General features: G+C 60.6%; 16 protein-coding genes. 10 read left to right on the plus strand and 6 right to left on the minus strand.

Translation table 11 applies throughout. The features are described from left to right. Window positions 1–93: 93 nt before the first annotated feature. The gene (locus tag LU684_RS25910; RefSeq protein ID WP_016488943.1) at window positions 94–1,641 is read right to left on the minus strand and encodes an AmpG family muropeptide MFS transporter; all 1,548 of its coding nucleotides are present in this window, start codon (window positions 1,639–1,641) and stop codon (window positions 94–96) included. Between the two features lie 43 nt (window positions 1,642–1,684). Next, window positions 1,685–2,038 (minus strand): MGMT family protein, encoded by a 354-nt coding sequence (locus LU684_RS25915; RefSeq protein WP_016488942.1) that lies wholly within the window; start codon window positions 2,036–2,038, stop codon window positions 1,685–1,687. A gap of 151 nt (window positions 2,039–2,189) precedes the next feature. Between LU684_RS25915 and LU684_RS25920 the strand changes: the two genes are divergently transcribed. The 5 genes from LU684_RS25920 (at window position 2,190) to groL (ending at window position 6,782) form a co-directional block, all read left to right on the plus strand. Beyond that, a complete protein-coding gene (locus tag LU684_RS25920; RefSeq protein ID WP_016488941.1) occupies window positions 2,190–3,200 on the plus strand; it encodes a DUF481 domain-containing protein in 1,011 nt (336 codons plus the stop codon). Between the two features lie 91 nt (window positions 3,201–3,291). Further along, complete coding sequence (locus LU684_RS25925) at window positions 3,292–4,023, plus strand: HugZ family pyridoxamine 5'-phosphate oxidase (protein ID WP_145913712.1); 732 nt, start codon at window positions 3,292–3,294, stop codon at window positions 4,021–4,023. A gap of 67 nt (window positions 4,024–4,090) precedes the next feature. After that, window positions 4,091–4,552 carry an FxsA family protein gene (locus LU684_RS25930; protein ID WP_023047345.1) on the plus strand — a complete coding sequence of 154 codons (462 nt, stop codon included), beginning with the start codon at window positions 4,091–4,093 and terminating at the stop codon, window positions 4,550–4,552. Window positions 4,553–4,796: 244 nt separating this feature from the next. Further along, window positions 4,797–5,090: a co-chaperone GroES gene (locus tag LU684_RS25935; RefSeq protein WP_016488938.1), complete on the plus strand. Its 294-nt coding sequence runs from the start codon at window positions 4,797–4,799 to the stop codon at window positions 5,088–5,090. Window positions 5,091–5,138: 48 nt separating this feature from the next. Continuing rightward, the gene (gene groL, locus LU684_RS25940; protein ID WP_016488937.1) at window positions 5,139–6,782 is read left to right on the plus strand and encodes a chaperonin GroEL; all 1,644 of its coding nucleotides are present in this window, start codon (window positions 5,139–5,141) and stop codon (window positions 6,780–6,782) included. A gap of 185 nt (window positions 6,783–6,967) precedes the next feature. Here the strand turns inward: groL and LU684_RS25945 are convergent, their stop codons facing one another. After that, the gene (locus LU684_RS25945; RefSeq protein WP_016488936.1) at window positions 6,968–7,696 is read right to left on the minus strand and encodes a phosphatase PAP2 family protein; all 729 of its coding nucleotides are present in this window, start codon (window positions 7,694–7,696) and stop codon (window positions 6,968–6,970) included. A gap of 183 nt (window positions 7,697–7,879) precedes the next feature. Between LU684_RS25945 and colR the strand changes: the two genes are divergently transcribed. The 5 genes from colR (at window position 7,880) to LU684_RS25970 (ending at window position 11,587) form a co-directional block, all read left to right on the plus strand. Then, window positions 7,880–8,563 carry a two-component system response regulator ColR gene (colR, locus tag LU684_RS25950; protein WP_016488935.1) on the plus strand — a complete coding sequence of 228 codons (684 nt, stop codon included), beginning with the start codon at window positions 7,880–7,882 and terminating at the stop codon, window positions 8,561–8,563. Then, the gene (locus LU684_RS25955) at window positions 8,553–9,863 is read left to right on the plus strand and encodes a sensor histidine kinase (RefSeq protein ID WP_016488934.1); all 1,311 of its coding nucleotides are present in this window, start codon (window positions 8,553–8,555) and stop codon (window positions 9,861–9,863) included. Before colR ends, LU684_RS25955 begins: the two co-directional genes overlap by 11 nt. Before the next feature lie 108 nt (window positions 9,864–9,971). Next, window positions 9,972–10,652 (plus strand): class I SAM-dependent methyltransferase, encoded by a 681-nt coding sequence (locus LU684_RS25960; protein WP_016488933.1) that lies wholly within the window; start codon window positions 9,972–9,974, stop codon window positions 10,650–10,652. 6 nt (window positions 10,653–10,658) lie between these two features. Next, a complete protein-coding gene (locus tag LU684_RS25965) occupies window positions 10,659–11,357 on the plus strand; it encodes a lipopolysaccharide kinase InaA family protein (RefSeq protein ID WP_016488932.1) in 699 nt (232 codons plus the stop codon). Next, window positions 11,357–11,587: a hypothetical protein gene (locus LU684_RS25970; protein WP_232895201.1), complete on the plus strand. Its 231-nt coding sequence runs from the start codon at window positions 11,357–11,359 to the stop codon at window positions 11,585–11,587. The genes LU684_RS25965 and LU684_RS25970 overlap by 1 nt, the downstream gene beginning before the upstream one ends. An 89-nt stretch (window positions 11,588–11,676) precedes the next feature. On the opposite strand, the gene LU684_RS25975 is transcribed toward LU684_RS25970, so the two are convergent. The 3 genes from LU684_RS25975 to LU684_RS25985 all read right to left on the minus strand — a co-directional run bounded on the left by LU684_RS25975 (window position 11,677) and on the right by LU684_RS25985 (window position 17,689). Continuing rightward, window positions 11,677–12,864 (minus strand): MFS transporter, encoded by a 1,188-nt coding sequence (locus tag LU684_RS25975; protein WP_232895202.1) that lies wholly within the window; start codon window positions 12,862–12,864, stop codon window positions 11,677–11,679. A 619-nt stretch (window positions 12,865–13,483) separates the two neighbouring features. Beyond that, window positions 13,484–16,528, minus strand: a complete 3,045-nt coding sequence (locus LU684_RS25980) for a multidrug efflux RND transporter permease subunit (protein ID WP_232895203.1) — start codon at window positions 16,526–16,528, stop codon at window positions 13,484–13,486. Between the two features lie 12 nt (window positions 16,529–16,540). Continuing rightward, window positions 16,541–17,689: an efflux RND transporter periplasmic adaptor subunit gene (locus LU684_RS25985; protein WP_016488928.1), complete on the minus strand. Its 1,149-nt coding sequence runs from the start codon at window positions 17,687–17,689 to the stop codon at window positions 16,541–16,543. Between the last annotated feature and the right edge of the window lie 185 nt (window positions 17,690–17,874).

The following is a 17,874-nucleotide window of genomic DNA, read 5'->3' on the forward strand; positions in this document are numbered from 1 at the left end:
GCTCCCACAGGTACGGCACCGTCTTTGAGCGCTGTGCAGTACCTGTGGGAGCGGGTTTACCCGCGAAAGGGCCGGTACAGGGATAGAGTTCTTTCAGGGCCGCTCAGCGGCTGAACCTTCCTCTGCCACCGGCTTGCCTCGCCCGGCTTCCTGGCGCCACTGCAGGGCGATCAGAATCAGCGTAGGCACACCCAGCAATGCGGTGATCAGGAAGAAGTCGTGGTAGCCGAACTTCTCCACCATAACCCCTGAATACCCGCCGATCAGCCGCGGCAACAGCAGCATGATCGAGCTAAGCAGCGCGTACTGGGTCGCCGAGAACTTCAGGTTGGTCAGGCTCGACAGGTAGGCAACAAAGGCCGAGGTGGCCATGCCGGAGCTGAAGTTGTCCAGCGAGATGGTCACCACCAGCATTTCCAGGTTCGGCCCCATGTCGGCCAGCATCAGGAACAGGATGTTGGTGCCGGCCGAGGCTATACCGCCGATGAACAGGATCGGCATGATGCCAAAACGCACGATCAGCAGGCCGCCAACCCCGGCGCCGACCAAGGTCATGATCAGGCCGAAGATCTTGCTGACACTGGCGATCTGGTCCTTGGTGAAGCCCATGTCGATGTAGAACACGTTGGCCATCACGCCCATCACGGTATCCGACATGCGATACGTGGCGATCAGACCAAGCAGCAGCAGGGCCTGCCAGCGATAGCGGGTGATGAAGTCGTTGACCGGGGTCAGCACCGGGGCCAGGCCCCGGCGGCCCAGGCTGGACAGGCACGCCCAGCTCAGCAGCACATAGAGGATCAGGCGCAGGAAAGCGCGGTCTTCCAGCAACAGGTCGAGCGGCGTGGCATCACCGGAAATGACGCTGGACCAGCCGGTATTGAACATCTGGGTAAAGCTGGCGGGTACCGACACCAGCAGGATGATCAGTACGAACACCGACGCCAGCTGGTGCATCAGCCCATAGCGCGCTGCCGACAATTGGGTACGCATGGGCACTGGCGGCTCGCGCATGACCAGCGTGGTGAACAGGGCGGGCAGCATCATCACCCCGAACATCACATACGTGCCGGCCCAGGCCTTGTGCAAATAACTGAAACCCGTGGAGCCGAACCATTCGGCGAAGAACAGTGCGCCTGCCGTGGCGAGCAATGCGGCCACCCGGTAACCGGCCATGTAGCTGGCGGCGAGTGCGGCCTGGCGTTGGTCGTCGGCGATTTCCAGGCGATAGGCGTCGACGGCGATATCTTGTGTGGCAGAGGCGAACGCTACCAGCACCGCCATGGCAATCAACCACGACAGGTGTTGTTGCGGGTCGCACAGGCTCATGCCAACCAGCCCGACCACCACCAGCGCTTGCGACAGCAGCAACCACGAGCGCCGGCGCCCCAGGCCGCCGAGTAGCGGCAGGCGCCATTGGTCCAGCAGCGGCGACCACACCCATTTGAAGGCGTAGGCCAAGCCGATCAGGCTGGCGTAACCAATGGTTTCGCGGGCAACGCCGGCTTCACGCAACCACACGGACAGGGTCGAGAACACCAGCATGTAGGGCAGGCCAGCGGCGAAACCGAGCAGCAAAAGTACCAAGGTTGACGGGCTGGCATAGGCAGCAAGCGCAGCGCGCCAGGTTTTACGGGGCATGGGCCAACATCTGCCTCAAGTTTACGAAAACAAAGCGCGCACTCTAACCGCTGTGCTCCATTGGGCGCCAGCCATGGCGCGACATATCCACACGATTGTTGGCTACATTCACACCCTCTGCGCGTAATCGCGCCCGCTGTTCATCCCCTGATGGCGTACCCAATGCCAGGCTCAGCCGGCCACCTGCGCCGAGTACCCGGTGCCAGGGCAGCCGGGTGTCTGCCGGCAGCTGCCCAAGGGTGCGCCCGACCCAACGTGCCGCGCGGCCAAGCCCCGCCAGCTCGGCCAGTTGGCCGTAGCTCACCACCTTGCCGGGCGGCACTTGGCCGAGTACCGAGTACAACACCGTTCGTCGGCCCTCGGCACTCCCCAGTGCGTGCTCATATCCATCAGACATCACGCCCCCCTTGGGCTGCAGATGAAACTGGACCGGTGGTCCGGCAAATGAGAGTTGAACTCAACGCCATGTGCTCGGTCTGTCCTTGCTCTGGCCGTCGGTATCTGGATAATGCCCGGCTTTTTTGTCAAATCGAACCCATAGCCCGCTTATGTATTCTAGATCGTTGTTGTGCCTGCTAGCTGCCTCCTTGTGCGCCTCTCCGGTGTTGGCCGACACCGTATGGATGAAGAACGGTGACCGGCTCAGTGGCAAGATCAAAGTCTTCGACGGCGGCAAGCTGCTGCTGGAAACCCCGTACGGTGGGTCTATTGCGCTGGACTGGAAACAAGTCCAGACCTTGGAAAGCGACCAGGAGATGCTGGTCAAGCAAGACGCCTACACCGGTGAAAAAGCCAAGTCGCTGAAAGCCGCAGAGCCCGGCAAGGTGACCTTGGCCAACGGCGAGGCGCCGAAGACTGTGGAACTGGCCAGCATCGAGCAGATCATGAAGCCCAAACCGCTGGTCGAGGACTTCGTGTGGAAAGGCAACGTCGATGTGGCGCTGGACTACAAGCGCGCCGAGAACGACACCGACGATTACGACGTAGGCTTCAAGACCACCGCTCGCCATGGCCGCTGGCGGCACAATGCCGAAGGCGAATACAACCGCGAGACCAAGGACGACGTCACCACTACCGACAACTGGAGCGCCGAGTACGCACTGGACCGTTTCATTACCGAGAAGTGGTTCTGGCAGGGGCGTGCGGAATACAAGCGTGACCGCATCGAAGACCTGGCCCGTCAGCGCACTGTCGGTACCGGCCCGGGTTACCAGTTCTGGGACGATGAACTGGGGGCGTTCTCGCTGGGTTCACTGATCAACCGCACCGACTTCGAGTACCAGGACGGCGGCAAGGACAACTTCTATTCCGCAGCGGTAAAGTGGGACTACACCCGCTACCTGATCGGCAAGAACGTGCAGCTGTTTACCAACGGCGAGTTCGCCAAGCCGCTGGGTGGCGTGGCCGACTACTCGCTGGATGCCGAAGTTGGCCTGCGCTACAAGGTCACCGAGTGGGCCTCGCTCAACCTCAAGGCTGAAAAGGACATCATCACCGGCACGCGTGAAAGTGACCTGGACAAGACCCGCTATACCGCTGGCTTCGGCGTTACCTGGTAAATCGCCGGGGGCTGCACGGCAGCCCCATTGGCAGCATTGGGTGATAATGCTTATCTTGTCCCCCTCCCAGTCCGCCAGGAGCTGCCCTCAAGTGAGTACCAACGCCATCCGCCCAGCCCGGGAACTGCTGCTCAAGGAGTACCGCGGCGTGCTCTCGACCCATTCCAAGTCAATGCCGGGCTACCCGTTCGGCTCGGTCGTGCCGTATTGCCTTGACGCCGACGGTAACCCGTTGATCCTGATCAGCCGCATCGCCCAGCACACCCACAACCTGCAGAAAGACCCCAAGTGCTCGCTGCTGGTGGGTGAGCGCGAGGCCGAGGATGTGCAGGCAGTAGGGCGCCTGACCGTGATGGCCGAGGCGCACAAGCTGGTCGACGAGGCCACTGTGGAAGCGGCTGCCGAGCGCTACTACCGCTATTTCCCGGACGCGGCCAACTACCACAAGGCCCACGACTTCGACTTCTGGGTATTGCAGCCCGTGCGTCACCGCTACATTGGCGGCTTTGGCGCGATCCACTGGCTCGACCAGGTGACCTTGCCCAACCCGTTCGCCGGCAAAGCCGAGGCGAGCATGGTCGAGCACATGAACAGCGATCATGCCAACGCCATCGCCCACTATGTAGCGCTGACCGACCTGCCACAGCATGTGACGGCGCAGATGGCCGGGGTGGACAGCGAGGGCATGCACCTGCGCATTGGCCAGGCGGTGCACTGGTTGCCTTTTCCCAGTATTTGCAATACGCCGACACAAGTCCGCGAAGCCCTTGTTTTGCTGGCGCGCGCTGACCAGTGGCCCACTGCGGCGCAGGTCGAGGGTTGAAAAACCGAGCATCTGCATCCATCTGTAGGTCTTACAGGAAGGTTGTCTTCCAACGAGGATTGCTTTGATGCGTGCTTTTCTACTGTTGTTTCTGCTGTTTCCCGTGCTGGAGCTGTTCGTCTTCGTGAAGGTCAGTGCCGCGATCGGGTTCTTCCCGGCGCTGCTGCTGATCATCGCCGGCTCCGCCTTGGGCGTGCTGGTGATGCGGGTGGCCGGGCTGGCCACCGCATTGCGTGCCCGTGAGAGCCTGCAGCGCGGTGAACTGCCCGCCGAAGACATGTTCCAGGGCATGATGCTGGCCGTCGGTGGCGGCCTGCTGCTGTTGCCAGGCTTCATCAGCGACGTGCTCGGCCTGGTGTGCCTCCTGCCTTTCACCCGTCATCTGGCTGCGCGCAAGATGCGCGAGCGTGCCGAGGCCCAGGCCATGCGCCAGCGAGCGTTCCAGGACGACCCGTTCCAGGCGCAGCCGCGTGAGGGCGGCCATCGCCCGAACGTGATCGAAGGCGAGTACGAGCGCCGCGACAAGTAGAACGCACCGGGGCCGCAAAAGCGGCCCCGGTCTTTTTCGGCCTGATGAAAAATTTTGTGTACCTAGCCTTGTAATTGATTATGGCGGCCTCATGTATGTGGTCACCGCAAGGTTTCTGGTGGCAACACCAGACATTACACAAGTGGTTCGCCCAACGCGGGCCACTTCCCGGCAACGCCGGACAGCATCAACCCGCCGGTGTCGATACCGGCCGATGAAAACCACAATTTGGGAGAGATCGACAATGAAGCTTCGTCCTCTGCATGACCGCGTAGTCATCCGTCGCAGCGAAGAAGAATCGAAAACCGCTGGCGGTATCGTCCTGCCGGGTTCGGCCGCTGAAAAACCAAACCGCGGCGAAGTTGTAGCCGTCGGCACCGGTCGCATCCTGGACAACGGCGAAGTTCGCGCGCTGGCCGTGAAAGTGGGTGACAAAGTGGTCTTCGGCCCTTACTCGGGCAGCAACACCGTGAAAGTCGATGGCGAAGACCTGCTGGTCATGGCCGAGAACGAAATCCTCGCCGTTGTCGAAGGCTGATTTCCCCGACTTCCCGTTACTCCAAAGAATTTCAAGGATTAAACGATCATGGCTGCTAAAGACGTAAAGTTTGGCGATTCCGCTCGTAAGAAAATGCTGGTTGGTGTCAACGTACTGGCTGACGCTGTAAAAGCGACCCTGGGCCCGAAAGGCCGTAACGTGGTACTGGCCAAGAGCTTCGGCGCGCCAACCATCACCAAGGACGGCGTTTCCGTCGCCAAAGAAATCGAGCTGAAAGACGCCTTCGAAAACATGGGCGCCCAGCTGGTCAAGGAAGTTGCTTCCAAGGCCAACGACGCTGCCGGTGACGGCACCACCACCGCTACCGTTCTGGCTCAGGCCATCGTCAACGAAGGCCTGAAAGCCGTCGCTGCCGGCATGAACCCGATGGACCTGAAGCGCGGCATCGACAAGGCGACCGCCGCCGTTGTTGCCGAGCTGAAAAACCTGTCCAAGCCATGCGCCGATTCCAAGGCCATTGCTCAGGTAGGCACCATCTCCGCCAACTCTGACGACTCCATCGGCAACATCATTGCCGAAGCCATGGAAAAAGTCGGTAAAGAAGGCGTGATCACCGTTGAAGAAGGCTCGGGCCTGGATAACGAACTGTCTGTTGTAGAAGGCATGCAGTTCGACCGCGGCTACCTGTCGCCGTACTTCGTCAACAAGCCGGACACCATGGTTGCCGAGCTGGAAGGCCCACTGCTGCTGCTGGTCGACAAGAAGATCTCCAACATCCGTGAGCTGCTGCCAGTTCTGGAAGCCGTTGCCAAGGCCGGCCGCCCTCTGCTGATCGTTGCCGAGGACGTTGAAGGTGAAGCGCTGGCTACCCTGGTAGTCAACAACATGCGCGGCATCGTCAAGGTTGCTGCTGTCAAGGCTCCGGGCTTCGGCGACCGTCGCAAGGCCATGCTGCAGGACATCGCTGTCCTGACCGGCGGCCAGGTCATCTCCGAAGAAATCGGCCTGTCCCTGGAAACCGCTACCCTGGAGCACCTGGGTAACGCCAAGCGCGTCATCCTGTCCAAGGAAAACACCACCATCATCGACGGCGCTGGCGTTGAAGATGACATCCAGGCACGCGTCAAGCAGATCCGTGCCCAGATCGAAGAGACTTCCTCGGACTACGACCGTGAGAAGCTGCAAGAGCGTCTGGCCAAGCTGGCTGGCGGTGTTGCCGTGATCAAGGTCGGTGCCGGCACCGAAGTTGAAATGAAAGAGAAGAAAGCCCGCGTTGAAGACGCCCTGCACGCTACCCGTGCAGCCGTTGAAGAAGGCGTGGTGCCTGGCGGTGGTGTTGCCCTGGTTCGCGCCCTGAACGCAATCGTTGACCTGAAAGGCGACAACGAAGACCAGAACGTCGGTATCGCCCTGCTGCGTCGCGCTGTTGAAGCGCCGCTGCGCCAGATCACTGCCAACGCCGGCGACGAGCCAAGCGTTGTCGCTGACAAGGTCAAGCAAGGTTCCGGCAACTACGGTTACAACGCTGCTACCGGCGAATACGGCGACATGATCGAGATGGGTATCCTGGACCCGGCCAAGGTCACCCGTTCGGCCCTGCAAGCTGCTGCTTCGATCGGCGGTCTGATGATCACCACCGAAGCCATGATTGCTGACGCTCCGAGCGAAGCCCCAGCTGGCGGCGGCATGCCAGATATGGGCGGCATGGGTGGCATGGGCGGCATGATGTAAGCCAGCCTTACCCCCTGCACCATTAAAAAGCCCCGGTTCGTGAGAACCGGGGCTTTTTATTTTCCTGTGAGGGCCTCTTCGCAGCACAAGGCTGCTCCTACAGGTATCGCGTACAGTCCGGCACCGACGCGTCCCCTTGTAGGAGCAGCCTTGTGCTGTGAATGGGCCGCAAAGCGGCCCCTCTGTCAGGCGACGCTAGGTTCGACAGATGGCGCTTCCACCACGCCCCGCCGATACAGAACCAGGTAATACGACCCTAACCCGATCAACCAGCAGAACACGGCCGTCCACACGTTGTGCGACAAAAAGTGCGCCCCCTGCATCATCCGCCCCACACCCAGCACTGATCCGGCTATCAGCGCCACTACGAACGCCACCCGTGCCAACCGCGGCTTGCGATCACGCAGCATGAAGAACAGACCAAACAGGCAGAACCCGGTAGCTGCATGCCCACCCGGCCAGCACAGCCCAGGCTTGTCGGTGGCCGGACGCGGCTCCAGCAGCTTGCTGTAGGTTTCCGTGCCGCCAAACTGGGTCAGGCTCCACGGGCACTGCACCTGGGTCACCTTTTTCAGCGGCGTGACAAAGGCTGTGGACAGGCCCAGGGCCAGCACCAGGCAGCCCAGTTCGCGGCGCCAGCCGAACAGGCGCTTCCAGAAGAAACTGGCGGCAAACGTCAGCAGCGACAACACACCCAGCAAGATCACCAGTTGCTTGACCCGGTCGTGCAGGATGGTTTCCAGCAGATAACTGTGGCGGCCAATGAACTGCCCGGCAGCGGGATCGAAGAACAGGTTGGCCACATCCATGTCGACTGAAGTCAGCTCCAGCAGGATCAAGGCCAGCGCAGTCGCCAAGGGTATGCCGAGGTACAGCCAGTAATTGATCGGGCGAGGGCGGGTTCGTTGCTGCATGACGGCTCCAGGGCACGAAAAAGATCGGGCATTGTCGGCCGCCCGCTATCCTGTGTCCGTGAAGGATCAGTGAAAAAACCGTCAAGTGCGGTGAATTTTGCTTGGGGCTGGCACCATGCAGGCATTGGCCTTAAGCTGCGCCTGCCGCGCACCACAGCGAGAAGCGCCGCACAGGAGAAACCGATGCGCATTCTTTTGGTTGAAGACAACCGCGATATCCTGGCCAACCTGGCCGATTATCTGGGCATGAAGGGCTATACCGTCGACTGCGCCCAGGACGGCCTGTCCGGCCTGCACCTGGCGGCCACCGAACACTACGACCTGATCGTGCTGGACATCATGCTGCCCGGCATCGATGGCTACACCCTCTGCAAGCGCTTGCGTGAGGACGCCCGCCGCGACACGCCGGTGATCATGCTTACCGCCCGCGACCAGCTGGACGACCGCCTGCAAGGCTTCCGCTCCGGTGCCGACGACTACCTGCTCAAGCCGTTCGCCCTGTCGGAGCTGGCGGCCCGCATCGAAGCGGTGCTGCGCCGTGCCCAGGGCGGTGGGCGCCGCACGCTGCAGGTGTCCGACCTCAGCTACGACCTCGACACCCTGGAGGTTACCCGTCAGGGGCGCTTGCTCAAGCTCAACCCGGTCGGTCTCAAGCTGCTGGCAGTGCTGATGCAGAAAAGCCCGCACGTACTGCGCCGCGAAGTGCTGGAAGAGGCTTTGTGGGGCGACGACTGCCCTGACAGCGACAGCCTGCGCAGCCATGTACACCAGCTGCGCCAGGTGATCGACAAACCGTTTGAAAAACCGTTGCTGCATACCGTCCATGGCGTCGGCTATCGCCTCGCCGAGGGTCGCGATGGAGTTTAAGCAAAGCCTTGCCCAGCGCATCATCATCGCCTTTGCCTTGATGAGCGCGCTGGTGGCCGGGGCGTTCGCCTTCGGCATCGTTGCCACTGTGCACCTGGTCGAAGAGCGGTTGATTTCCTCGGTATTGGGCGGTGACCTGCAGCGCCTGCTGCGCATGGACAGCGTCAGCGACTGGAGCCACCGGCCACGCCCCGATCAGCTGTTCTACTTCAGCGGCGGGCGTGACGACTTCGAGCTGCCCAAAGATCTGCGCCACCTCGACCGGGGCTTTCACGAGGTGTTTCGCGACCAGCTGTCGTACCACGCCATGGTCGAGATCGTCGATGGCCGCCGTTATGTGCTGCTGCAGGACCAGAGCGACTTCGAAGAACGCGAGCGCGTGCTGTTCGCGGTGGTGGTGGTGGGCTTCGTGCTCAGCCTGGTGCTGGCCGTTATCCTCGGCTGGCTGGTGGCGCGCCGGGTGATGGCGCCGGTGATCCGCCTGGCTCGCCAGGTACGCCACCGTGACCAGCTGCTGGGCCTGGCCCCGCCGCTGGCACCGGACTATGCCGCGGACGAAGTTGGCCAGTTGGCAGTGGCTTTCGATGACACCCTGGGCCGCCTGCGCGACGCACTGACCCGCGAACGGCTGTTCACCAGTGACGTCAGCCACGAACTGCGTACGCCTTTGATGGTGTTGGCCACGTCCTGCGAACTGCTGATGGAGAACCCCAACCTCGACGCCCGCGCGCGTAGCCAGGTGGAGCGCGTGGCGCGGGCCACCGAAGAAATGCGCGAACTGGTCAAGACCTTCCTGATGCTGGCGCGGGCGCAGCGTGACGAGGGGGCGGTGGCTTCGCAGGCGACCCTTCGCGAAGTGGCCGACGAGCTTATCGGCGTGTGGCGCGATACCATCGAGCAGAAGGGCCTTACCCTGTACTTCGATGGCCGCGTCAGCGCAAGCCCGGTGCTGTACAACGCCACTTTCCTGCAGTCAGTGATGGGTAACCTGCTGCGCAATGCTGCGCACTACACCGACAGCGGCTACATCCGCCTGAGCCTGGAAGCCAACGGTTTCAGTGTGGAGGACAGCGGTGTGGGCATTCCCGAAGAGCAGCGCGAGGCCATGTTCAAGCCGTTCGTACGCGGCGATGAGCGGCGCGGCGAGGGCCTGGGGCTGGGGCTTTCGCTGGTACAGCGGATCTGTGATGACCAAGGCTGGCGTGTCACGCTGACATCCACCTTGCCGCATGGTTGCCGTTTCCAGGTAGACCTGAGCAGTACCACGGGCAAAGGCGACCTGAACGCCATGGCCGAGTAATGGCTTGTAACAGGTCAAAGGGAGGGCAACATTTTTTTCACATTGGCGTGACCTGATTCCAACGCTTGCTTGCCTAAGGTGAGCGGCACTGGAGTCAGGAGATGCCCAATGCGTAGCCCCATCAAGCTTGAATTTTCCGAGAAGTACGACAAAGACCATGCGCGTGAGTACTTTCTCAAGCACCAGGACGGCCTGGCGCGACGCCTTTCCCACAAGCGAGATGAGCAACTGGCGCGCCGCGCCCTGGCATTGGCAGGTGAGCCTGGCCTGGTACTGGACCTGCCGTGCGGTGCGGGCCGCTTCTGGCCGCTGTTGGCAGAAAAGCCCAACAGGGTGATTATTGGTGCCGACAATTCCGAAGCGATGATCGAGACAGCGTGCGCCGCGCAACCGCCAGAAGTGGTGGCGCGGGTACGTCCTTTGCAGACGTCAGCGTTTGCCATTGACCTGCCGGATAACGCGGTGGACAGCATTTTCTGCATGCGCCTGTTCCATCACATTGGCGAATCTGCCCACCGAAAGACCATTCTTTCGGAATTTCAGCGGGTTAGCCGTGATAGTGTGATCCTTTCACTGTGGGTGGATGGCAATTTCAAGGCCTGGCGCCGGAAAAAACTGGAACACCGCCGCAGTGCCAAGGCCGAGCAGGACAATTACCAGAACCGTTTCGTGTTACCTGCCGAAACGGTTGAAGAAGAATTCAGGGCCGCCGGCTTCAGAATCCAGGAACGCCTCGACTTCCTGCCGTTCTATGCCATGTGGCGGGTCTATGTATTGCGTAAGGGGTAGTGTTTGATGGCTGTAGCCCAGAACGGGGAGTCGCGGTTCGATTTTTACTGGCGCCAACAGGGCGAGTGGGTCGAGGAGCCTAACCAGCGCCGCGGCGGCGAGAGTGGTGTGCAACGCCTCAACGATGCCAGCGGCAAGCTGCTGTATGCCAAGCGCCAGGTCGGGCATATCTACCGCAGCCTGCTGCACCCTTTCGGCCGGCCGACCGTATTGCGTGAACTCGATGCGTTGAACAGTTTCGAGCAACTGGGTGTGCGTGTACCCCGCATTGTCTTCTGTGGTGCCGAACGCGATGCCGACCACCAGTGGCGTGCGCTGCTGGTGAGCGAAGCGCTGGATGGCTTTGTCGAGCTAGACACCTGGCATGCCGAAGGTGCCCGCGAGCGCTACCCGCAGGTGGTGCATGAGCGCATGCTCAAGGACCTGGCGGATAACCTGGCGCGCATGCACCTGGGGCACTGGCAGCACGGCTGCCTGTATGGCAAGCACGTATTCATCAAGGTAATTGGCGAAAGCGAGCAAGCGCGCGTCGAAGTGGCGCTGCTGGACCTTGAGAAGTGCAGGCGGCGCATCAGTTGTCAGCGTGCGGCTGGCAACGACCTGCGCCAACTGCGCCGCCATTCGTCGCTCAATGACGCAGAATGGCAGACGCTGCTCTACTTTTACCAGATGGCGTTTGGCAGCGCTGTCAAAGGGTTAGGGTAATGAAACTAGAAATAGCTCGAGCTTTGTTCCTGGTAGCTGGCCTGGCGGTCACCACCGTGGCGGTGGCTGCCTGGGAAGAGCCCAGGCCGACCGTGTTCAGCAAGGCTGAAATGGCCGACCAGTGCGCGTTGCCGCGGGAAGCGAAACAGCAGCAGGCACAGTTTGCGCCGGACCAGGACCTTTTGCTGTTCCTGTTTGGCTTGCGTCAGGGGTTACGGCCATTTGGTTGAACCCTGCGGTAGCTAGAAATGCCAGAGGCCTCGCGATTGCGGGGCCTCTGGCATTTTTGTGTCGGGCTTTCTGGCCTCTTCTGCAAAAGTTAGCAGTGCTGCAGGCTATTGCCTTTGAGGCGCGTGAGCAGCAGGAAACCGCCAAGGGCGCTGCTCAAGAACAGAATCCCCAGGCTCAATGGAAGCAGCTGTTCAGCTGACGCAATCACAGTGCTTGCGAAACCACCCCCGGCAAATAGCACTGTTGTGTTGAGCGACGCTGCTGCCCCTGCCTGCTGCGGATAGCGGGCTAATGCTTGCGTAGCCGCAGCGGGGCGTACCAACGTCGTTCCTGCTGTACATAAAATCATCGGTATCATGAGGCCTATTACTGTCAGCCCTGCTACCCACTGCCAAATCAATAGGGCCGCACCTGCGGAGCCTATCAGTAGAAATCCCGCGCAGATCTGAGCTTGTGCGCTGATGCGATTGTTCAAGAAAGTCGCGATGGCACCACCAACGACATACGCCAGCCCGTAGGCGATGAATACAACGGAAAACTGATACGGCGTAAGGCCTAGCTGCTCCATCAGTACCAGTGGTGCAACGACGATGAAGGAAAAATGGCAGGCGAACGCTAAAGTGGCCTGTAGGGAATAGGTTACATAGAAGGCGTCGCGCAACATCACAATATAACTTTGAACACCTGAATTACCCGCGCATAAAACAGGTGTTTCGTTCAGCAGAACCCATGCAAGCACGATGACTGAGATGGCTATTCCAATAAATACAGTAAAGCTGCCTGTCCAGCCGATTGATTGTTGGATAGCTGCACCGGCGACGGGCGAGATGGATATGAATAAACCACTTGCACTCGTCAACAAGATGCGCATGGTGTTGCGCTGCTTTCCACTATACAGGTCCTGTACAAGTGCTTGGCCAAGAACCAAGCTGCCACAGCCGGCGGCTTGCAACAACCGAAATGCCAAAAAAATCTCATAGTCAGTTGAAATTAGGCAGCCAATAGCCCCAGCAATGGATACCCCCAAACCAACGATTAATAGCCTTTTACGCCCAGTTCGGTCAGACAGAGGGCCAATAAATATTTGCGCCACAGCTACGCCAAACGCGAATAAGCTTACAGAGTAAGCTATTTGCTTTGGTTCTACTTGAAAGGCTTCTGAAAGCGCAGGGAACGAAGGAAGGATGACGTCCAGAGGAAAAACGCCTAATAGACATAAAAGAATCAAAAGCAATGGGCGAAGAATGGTGATTTTAAAGTTTTTGGCCTGACTCATAGAGAGACGATTCCCGCTGCCCTGAACTGTAACGTATAGCCTGAATCTTTCAATACATCGGTGCGTTTAATTGCCAACATCGTGATTTTGGATATTGCGGATATCCGAAGCATGCAATTGTCTTTTAGAGGGTCAATAACCACCTTGCCGGTAGAGGGGTGGTTTTTGAAAATTATTGATTTATCCATGTGTGCGTCGCGTCATTGCGACGTTTTTGATAATAGCGTTAAGCCCAAGATGTACAAGCCGAAGAGGGTGGCGAAACTTCTGATCAAGGTGTAGGATTTTTTACCGAAGCCATTTCCAGGAGTGTTTGAATTTTGCTGGAAGACGTCTGGCTCGCGGGTAGCCTGCCATTCTGAGTCTAATAGTTACCGGGCAGAGTGGATGAGACAGTTGTTCAGTCTTTCACTGGCGAGCAGGAAGATCAGCCGTGAATCTGAATGATGTGGGAGCTTGTGAGCGGTAATTATTAGATTGTGTTGCGTAGCAGTGATTTTCTATCGGCCTTCTGTACCCATACTGCCTCTTCGCGGGCTTGCCCGCTCCCACAGGTACTGCACCCATGTCAGGCCCGATGCCCTGTCTGCGGGAGCGGGCAAGCCCGCGAAGAGGCCGGTCAGGCTATTGCAGGTTCCTTGGCATTCGTCTTGTGCGCCAACAAGGTGTAGATACAAGGCAGCACGAACAAGGTAAACAGTGTGCCAATCGACATCCCGGTGGCGATCACCGTCCCGATGTCAAAACGGCTGACCGCCCCGGCGCCGGTCGCCAGAATCAGCGGCACCATGCCGAACACCATCGCCGCCGTAGTCATCAGCACCGGCCGCAGGCGAATGGCCGCCGCTTCTTCGATGGCCTCGCGCACGCTCAGGCCGCGCTCCTCACGCAGCTGGTTGGCGAACTCGACGATGAGAATGCCGTGCTTGCTGATCAGCCCGATCAAGGTCACCAGCCCCACCTGGGTGTAGATGTTCATGCTCGATATACCCAGGAACAGCGGCAGCAGCGCCCCGCAGATGGCTAACGGCACCGTCACCAGGATTACCAGCGGGTCGCGGAAGCTTTCGAATTGCGCTGCCAGCACCAGGAAGATGATCGCCAGTGCCAGGCCGAAGGTCACCCACAGCGCGCTGCCTTCCTGCACGTATTGGCGGGCCACGCCGGCATAGTCGAAGGCGAAGCCTTCGGGGGCCTCTTCGCGGGCGATGTCCTGCACGGTCTTCAGCGCTTCGCCCAGGCTGACCATGGGCACGCCCTGGATGATCGCCGAGTTCAACTGCTGAAACTGGTTGAGCTGGCGCGGGCGGGCGCGGTCGGTGAGGGTGATCAGGGTCGAGAGTGGCAGCAGTTGGCCCTGGTCGTTCTTCACGTAGTAGTTGTTCAGCCAGCCGGGGTTGTCGCGGTATGGCCGCTCGACCTGGGCAATTACCTTGTAGCTGCGTCCTTCCAGCGTGAAGCGGTTGATCTCCGCCTCGCCCAGCAAGGTGGCCAGTGTGCCGCCCAACGTGTCCATCGACACCCCCATCTGCGCCGCCTTGGCCCGGTCGATGTCGACCACCACTTCAGGCTTGTCGAAGGCCAGGTCGATGTCGAGGAAGGCGAACTTGCCAGATGCCTGGGCGCGCGTCTTGATGCGCTGGGCCACCTCCAGCAGCGCCGGGTAGTCGCCAGCGGTATTGATCACGAACTGGAACGGCAGGCCCTCGCCAGTGCCGGGCAACGAGGGCAGGTTGAAGCCGAAAATCTGCAGGCCGCCGACTTCCTCAAGTTTGGCCTGCACCAGCGGCAGCAGCTCCATCTGTGTACGTTCGCGCTCGTTCCAGGGCTTGAGCAAAAAACCACCAATGCCGCTCTGCACACCATTGAAACCATTGATCTGGAACGACGAGTAATACTCGGGGAAGGTTTTGAACAGGGGTGTGAACTGGTCGGTGTAGGCGTTGAGGTAATCGAGGTTGGCCGGCTGCGGCGAGCTGCTGATCATGAAGATCACCCCCTGGTCCTCGTTGGGTGCCAGTTCGTTCTGGGTGAACTTGAGCAGCACCGGGATCAGGCACAGCACGATCACGGCAAACACCAGCACCACCGGCCGACTGTCGAGGGTGGCGTGCAGCAGGCGCTGGTAGCGTACCTTCAGGCGTTCGAACAGCTGGTCAAGGCGATGGGCCAGGCCGCTGGGGTTCTGCTCCCGGCGCAGCAGCAGGGCGCACATCATCGGTGAAAGGGTCAGGGCCACGATGCCGGAAATGATCACCGCCCCGGCCAGGGTCAGGGCGAACTCCTTGAACAAGGCCCCTGTAAGCCCGGTGAGGAAGCCGATCGGCGCATAGACGGCAGCCAGGGTGATGGTCATCGACACCACTGGCATGGCAATTTCCCGGGCGCCCTCAAGTGCCGCGTCGAACGGCGACTTGCCTTCCTCCATGTGCCGGTGGATGTTCTCCACCACGACAATGGCATCGTCCACCACCAGGCCGATGGCCAACACCATGGCCAGCAGGGTCAGCAGGTTGAGCGAGTAGCCCATCATTTGCATGAAGAACAGCACGCCGATCATCGACAGGGGAATGGTCACCACCGGGATCAGTACCGAGCGCAGGGCGCCGAGGAACAGGAACACCACCACGATGACGATCAGCACCGCTTCACCGAGGGTTTTGACCACTTCGTCGATGGAGGCCTGGATGAACAGGGTGGCGTCGTAGGCGATCGACACCTTGAGCGCCGAGGGCAGCTGGCTTTCCAGCTCGGGCATGATGCGCCGAACTTCCTTGATCACATCCAGCGGGTTGGCTGCCGGGGTGGCCTTGATGCCGATATACACCGACGGAGTACCGTCGAACGAACTGACCGTGTCGTAGTTTTCTGCCCCCATCTCGACCCGCGCCACATCGCCCAGCAGCACACGGCTGTCACCGCTGGTCTTGACCGGCAAGGCGGCGAATGCCTCGGCCGATTTCAGCTCGGTACTGGCGTTGATACTGGTGACCACGTACTCGCCCTTCACCTCACCGGCGGCAGACAGGAAGTTGTAGCGGCGTACCGCATTGGTCACGTCAGTGGCAGACAGGCCGAAGCCGGCCAGCTTCACCGGGTCGATCCAGATCCGCATGGCAAACACCTGGTTGCCGAGAATCTCCGCCTCGGCCATGCCTGGCAACGTGGCCAGCTTGGGCTGGATGACCCGCGACAGGTAGTCGGTGATCTGCGGGTTGCTCATTTCCTTGCTGTAGAAGCTGACGTACATCAGCGCCGAGGCATCGGCGGCTTCCTTGCTGAGCACCGGGTCTTCGGAGTCCTGAGGGAGTTTGTTGCGCACTTCGTTGGCCTTGGCCAGCAGCTCGGTGAACAACCGGTCGCTGTCGGCGCCGATACGCGCGTAGATGGAAATGATCGAGAAGTTCTGCCGGCTCACCGAAGTCATGTAGTCGATGCCTTCGGCGCTGGCCAGGCTTTGCTGCAGCGGCTGGGTGATGTAGCCCTGGATGGTCTCGGCGTTGGCCCCGGGGTAGGCGGTGGTCACCGTGATCAGGGCGTTTTCCATTTGTGGGTACTGGCGGATCTGCAGCTTGTTCCAGGCCTGGAAGCCCAGCAGCAGGATCAGCAGGCTGACCACGCTGGCCAGCACCGGGCGACGGATGAACGGATCGGTAAACGCCATGCCAGCCTCCTGTCAGTCCTTGCCCGGGACGCCCTGTTCGGGCTTGAGGGCTTGGTCCTGGCCGATGCGGATCGCGGCGCCCGGGGTGAGCTTCAGTTGCCCGGCGGTGACCACCTGTTCGCCGGCCTGCAGGCCCTTGCTGACCACCACCACACCGTCGCGGCGCTCGCCGGTTTGAACCGTGCGTTGTTCGGCGACCAGCCTGGGTTGGCCCTTGTCGTCGGTTTCGGGCTGGCCATCCTTGTCCTTCTTTGGCGTGGCGACGTACACCGAGTTGCCATACAGGGTGTAGGTGATCGCGCTTTCCGGCACCACCACTTGTGATTGAGGGTTGGGCAACAAGATCAGCAGGTTGGCGAACATGCCTGGCAGCAGCTTGCCGTCGGGGTTGGCCAGGACGGCACGGACCAGCAGGTTGCGTGTGGTTTCTTCCACCTTGGGGTTGATGGCGCTGAGGCTGGCGGGGAAGGTCTGGCCCGGGTAGGCGGCCACCTGTAACAGCACCTGCTGGCCCAGGCTCAGCTTCGGCAGGGCCTGTTCCGGTACGTTGAAGTCGACGTACAGGCTGGACGTATCCTGCAGGGTGGCGATCATCGTGCCGGCGGCGAGGTATTGGCCGATGTCTACCTGGCGGATGCCGATGGTGCCGCTGAACGGGGCGTTGATGCTCTTCTTGATCTTCTGCGCCTTGAGCTGCTCGACCACCGCCTGGTTTCGGCGGTACTGGGAGCTTAGGCGATCAAACTCGCCACGGGAGATGGCCGAGTCACCGACCAGCTGGCTGCCCCGGCCAAAATCGACCTTGGCCAGGCCCAGGTCAGCCTGGGCGGTGCCGAGCAGGGCCGTTTCCTGGTCGTCGTTGAGTTGCAGCAGCAGTTGCCCGGCCTTGACCTGCTGGCCCGAGTCGAAGTGCAGGGATTTGACGATCCCTTCTACCTCCAGGCTCAGTTCCACACCCTGCAGGGCCTTGAGGCTGCCGACGGCGGGCAGGCGCTCCTGCCACTGGCGCTGTTCGGCCAAGGCTGCCGCTACGGTGATGGGCGGCTTGGGGGCAGTGAACATCTGGATCTGCTGGTAGATGGAGAAAGCCTTGTAGCCCCCCAAGGCCAGCACGATCAGCAGAACCACGGCCAACATGATCAGCATGCGGCGGCGCAGCATAGGTCCGGTTCCCTGGATACGGTTGTTATTAGCCTGGACACGACAACGGGCGATCCTGCCCACGTGTGGATGGGGGAAGTATTGACTGTTTTTTGATTGAAGGGGAGTGAATTGTCTGCACCGGCCCTATCGCCGGCAAGCCAGCTCCCACAGGTACACCGTAGGTTTCAGGACCTGTGGTGTAC

Origin of the sequence: Pseudomonas sp. NMI542_15 (assembly GCF_021283425.1) — a bacterium.
GTDB lineage: Bacteria > Pseudomonadota > Gammaproteobacteria > Pseudomonadales > Pseudomonadaceae > Aquipseudomonas > Aquipseudomonas fortuita.

What these genes read in the sequence shown, in the direction of transcription:
- LU684_RS25910 (WP_016488943.1), bottom strand. Translation starts at nt 1,641, where the DNA reads ATGCCCCGTAAAACCTGGCGCGCTGCGCTTGCTGCCTATGCCAGCCCG.
- LU684_RS25915 (WP_016488942.1), bottom strand. Translation starts at nt 2,038, where the DNA reads ATGTCTGATGGATATGAGCACGCACTGGGGAGTGCCGAGGGCCGACGA.
- LU684_RS25920 (WP_016488941.1), top strand. Translation starts at nt 2,190, where the DNA reads ATGTATTCTAGATCGTTGTTGTGCCTGCTAGCTGCCTCCTTGTGCGCC.
- LU684_RS25930 (WP_023047345.1), top strand. Translation starts at nt 4,091, where the DNA reads ATGCGTGCTTTTCTACTGTTGTTTCTGCTGTTTCCCGTGCTGGAGCTG.
- LU684_RS25935 (WP_016488938.1), top strand. Translation starts at nt 4,797, where the DNA reads ATGAAGCTTCGTCCTCTGCATGACCGCGTAGTCATCCGTCGCAGCGAA.
- groL (WP_016488937.1), top strand. Translation starts at nt 5,139, where the DNA reads ATGGCTGCTAAAGACGTAAAGTTTGGCGATTCCGCTCGTAAGAAAATG.
- LU684_RS25945 (WP_016488936.1), bottom strand. Translation starts at nt 7,696, where the DNA reads ATGCAGCAACGAACCCGCCCTCGCCCGATCAATTACTGGCTGTACCTC.
- colR (WP_016488935.1), top strand. Translation starts at nt 7,880, where the DNA reads ATGCGCATTCTTTTGGTTGAAGACAACCGCGATATCCTGGCCAACCTG.
- LU684_RS25955 (WP_016488934.1), top strand. Translation starts at nt 8,553, where the DNA reads ATGGAGTTTAAGCAAAGCCTTGCCCAGCGCATCATCATCGCCTTTGCC.
- LU684_RS25960 (WP_016488933.1), top strand. Translation starts at nt 9,972, where the DNA reads ATGCGTAGCCCCATCAAGCTTGAATTTTCCGAGAAGTACGACAAAGAC.
- LU684_RS25965 (WP_016488932.1), top strand. Translation starts at nt 10,659, where the DNA reads ATGGCTGTAGCCCAGAACGGGGAGTCGCGGTTCGATTTTTACTGGCGC.
- LU684_RS25970 (WP_232895201.1), top strand. Translation starts at nt 11,357, where the DNA reads ATGAAACTAGAAATAGCTCGAGCTTTGTTCCTGGTAGCTGGCCTGGCG.
- LU684_RS25975 (WP_232895202.1), bottom strand. Translation starts at nt 12,864, where the DNA reads ATGAGTCAGGCCAAAAACTTTAAAATCACCATTCTTCGCCCATTGCTT.
- LU684_RS25980 (WP_232895203.1), bottom strand. Translation starts at nt 16,528, where the DNA reads ATGGCGTTTACCGATCCGTTCATCCGTCGCCCGGTGCTGGCCAGCGTG.
- LU684_RS25985 (WP_016488928.1), bottom strand. Translation starts at nt 17,689, where the DNA reads ATGCTGCGCCGCCGCATGCTGATCATGTTGGCCGTGGTTCTGCTGATC.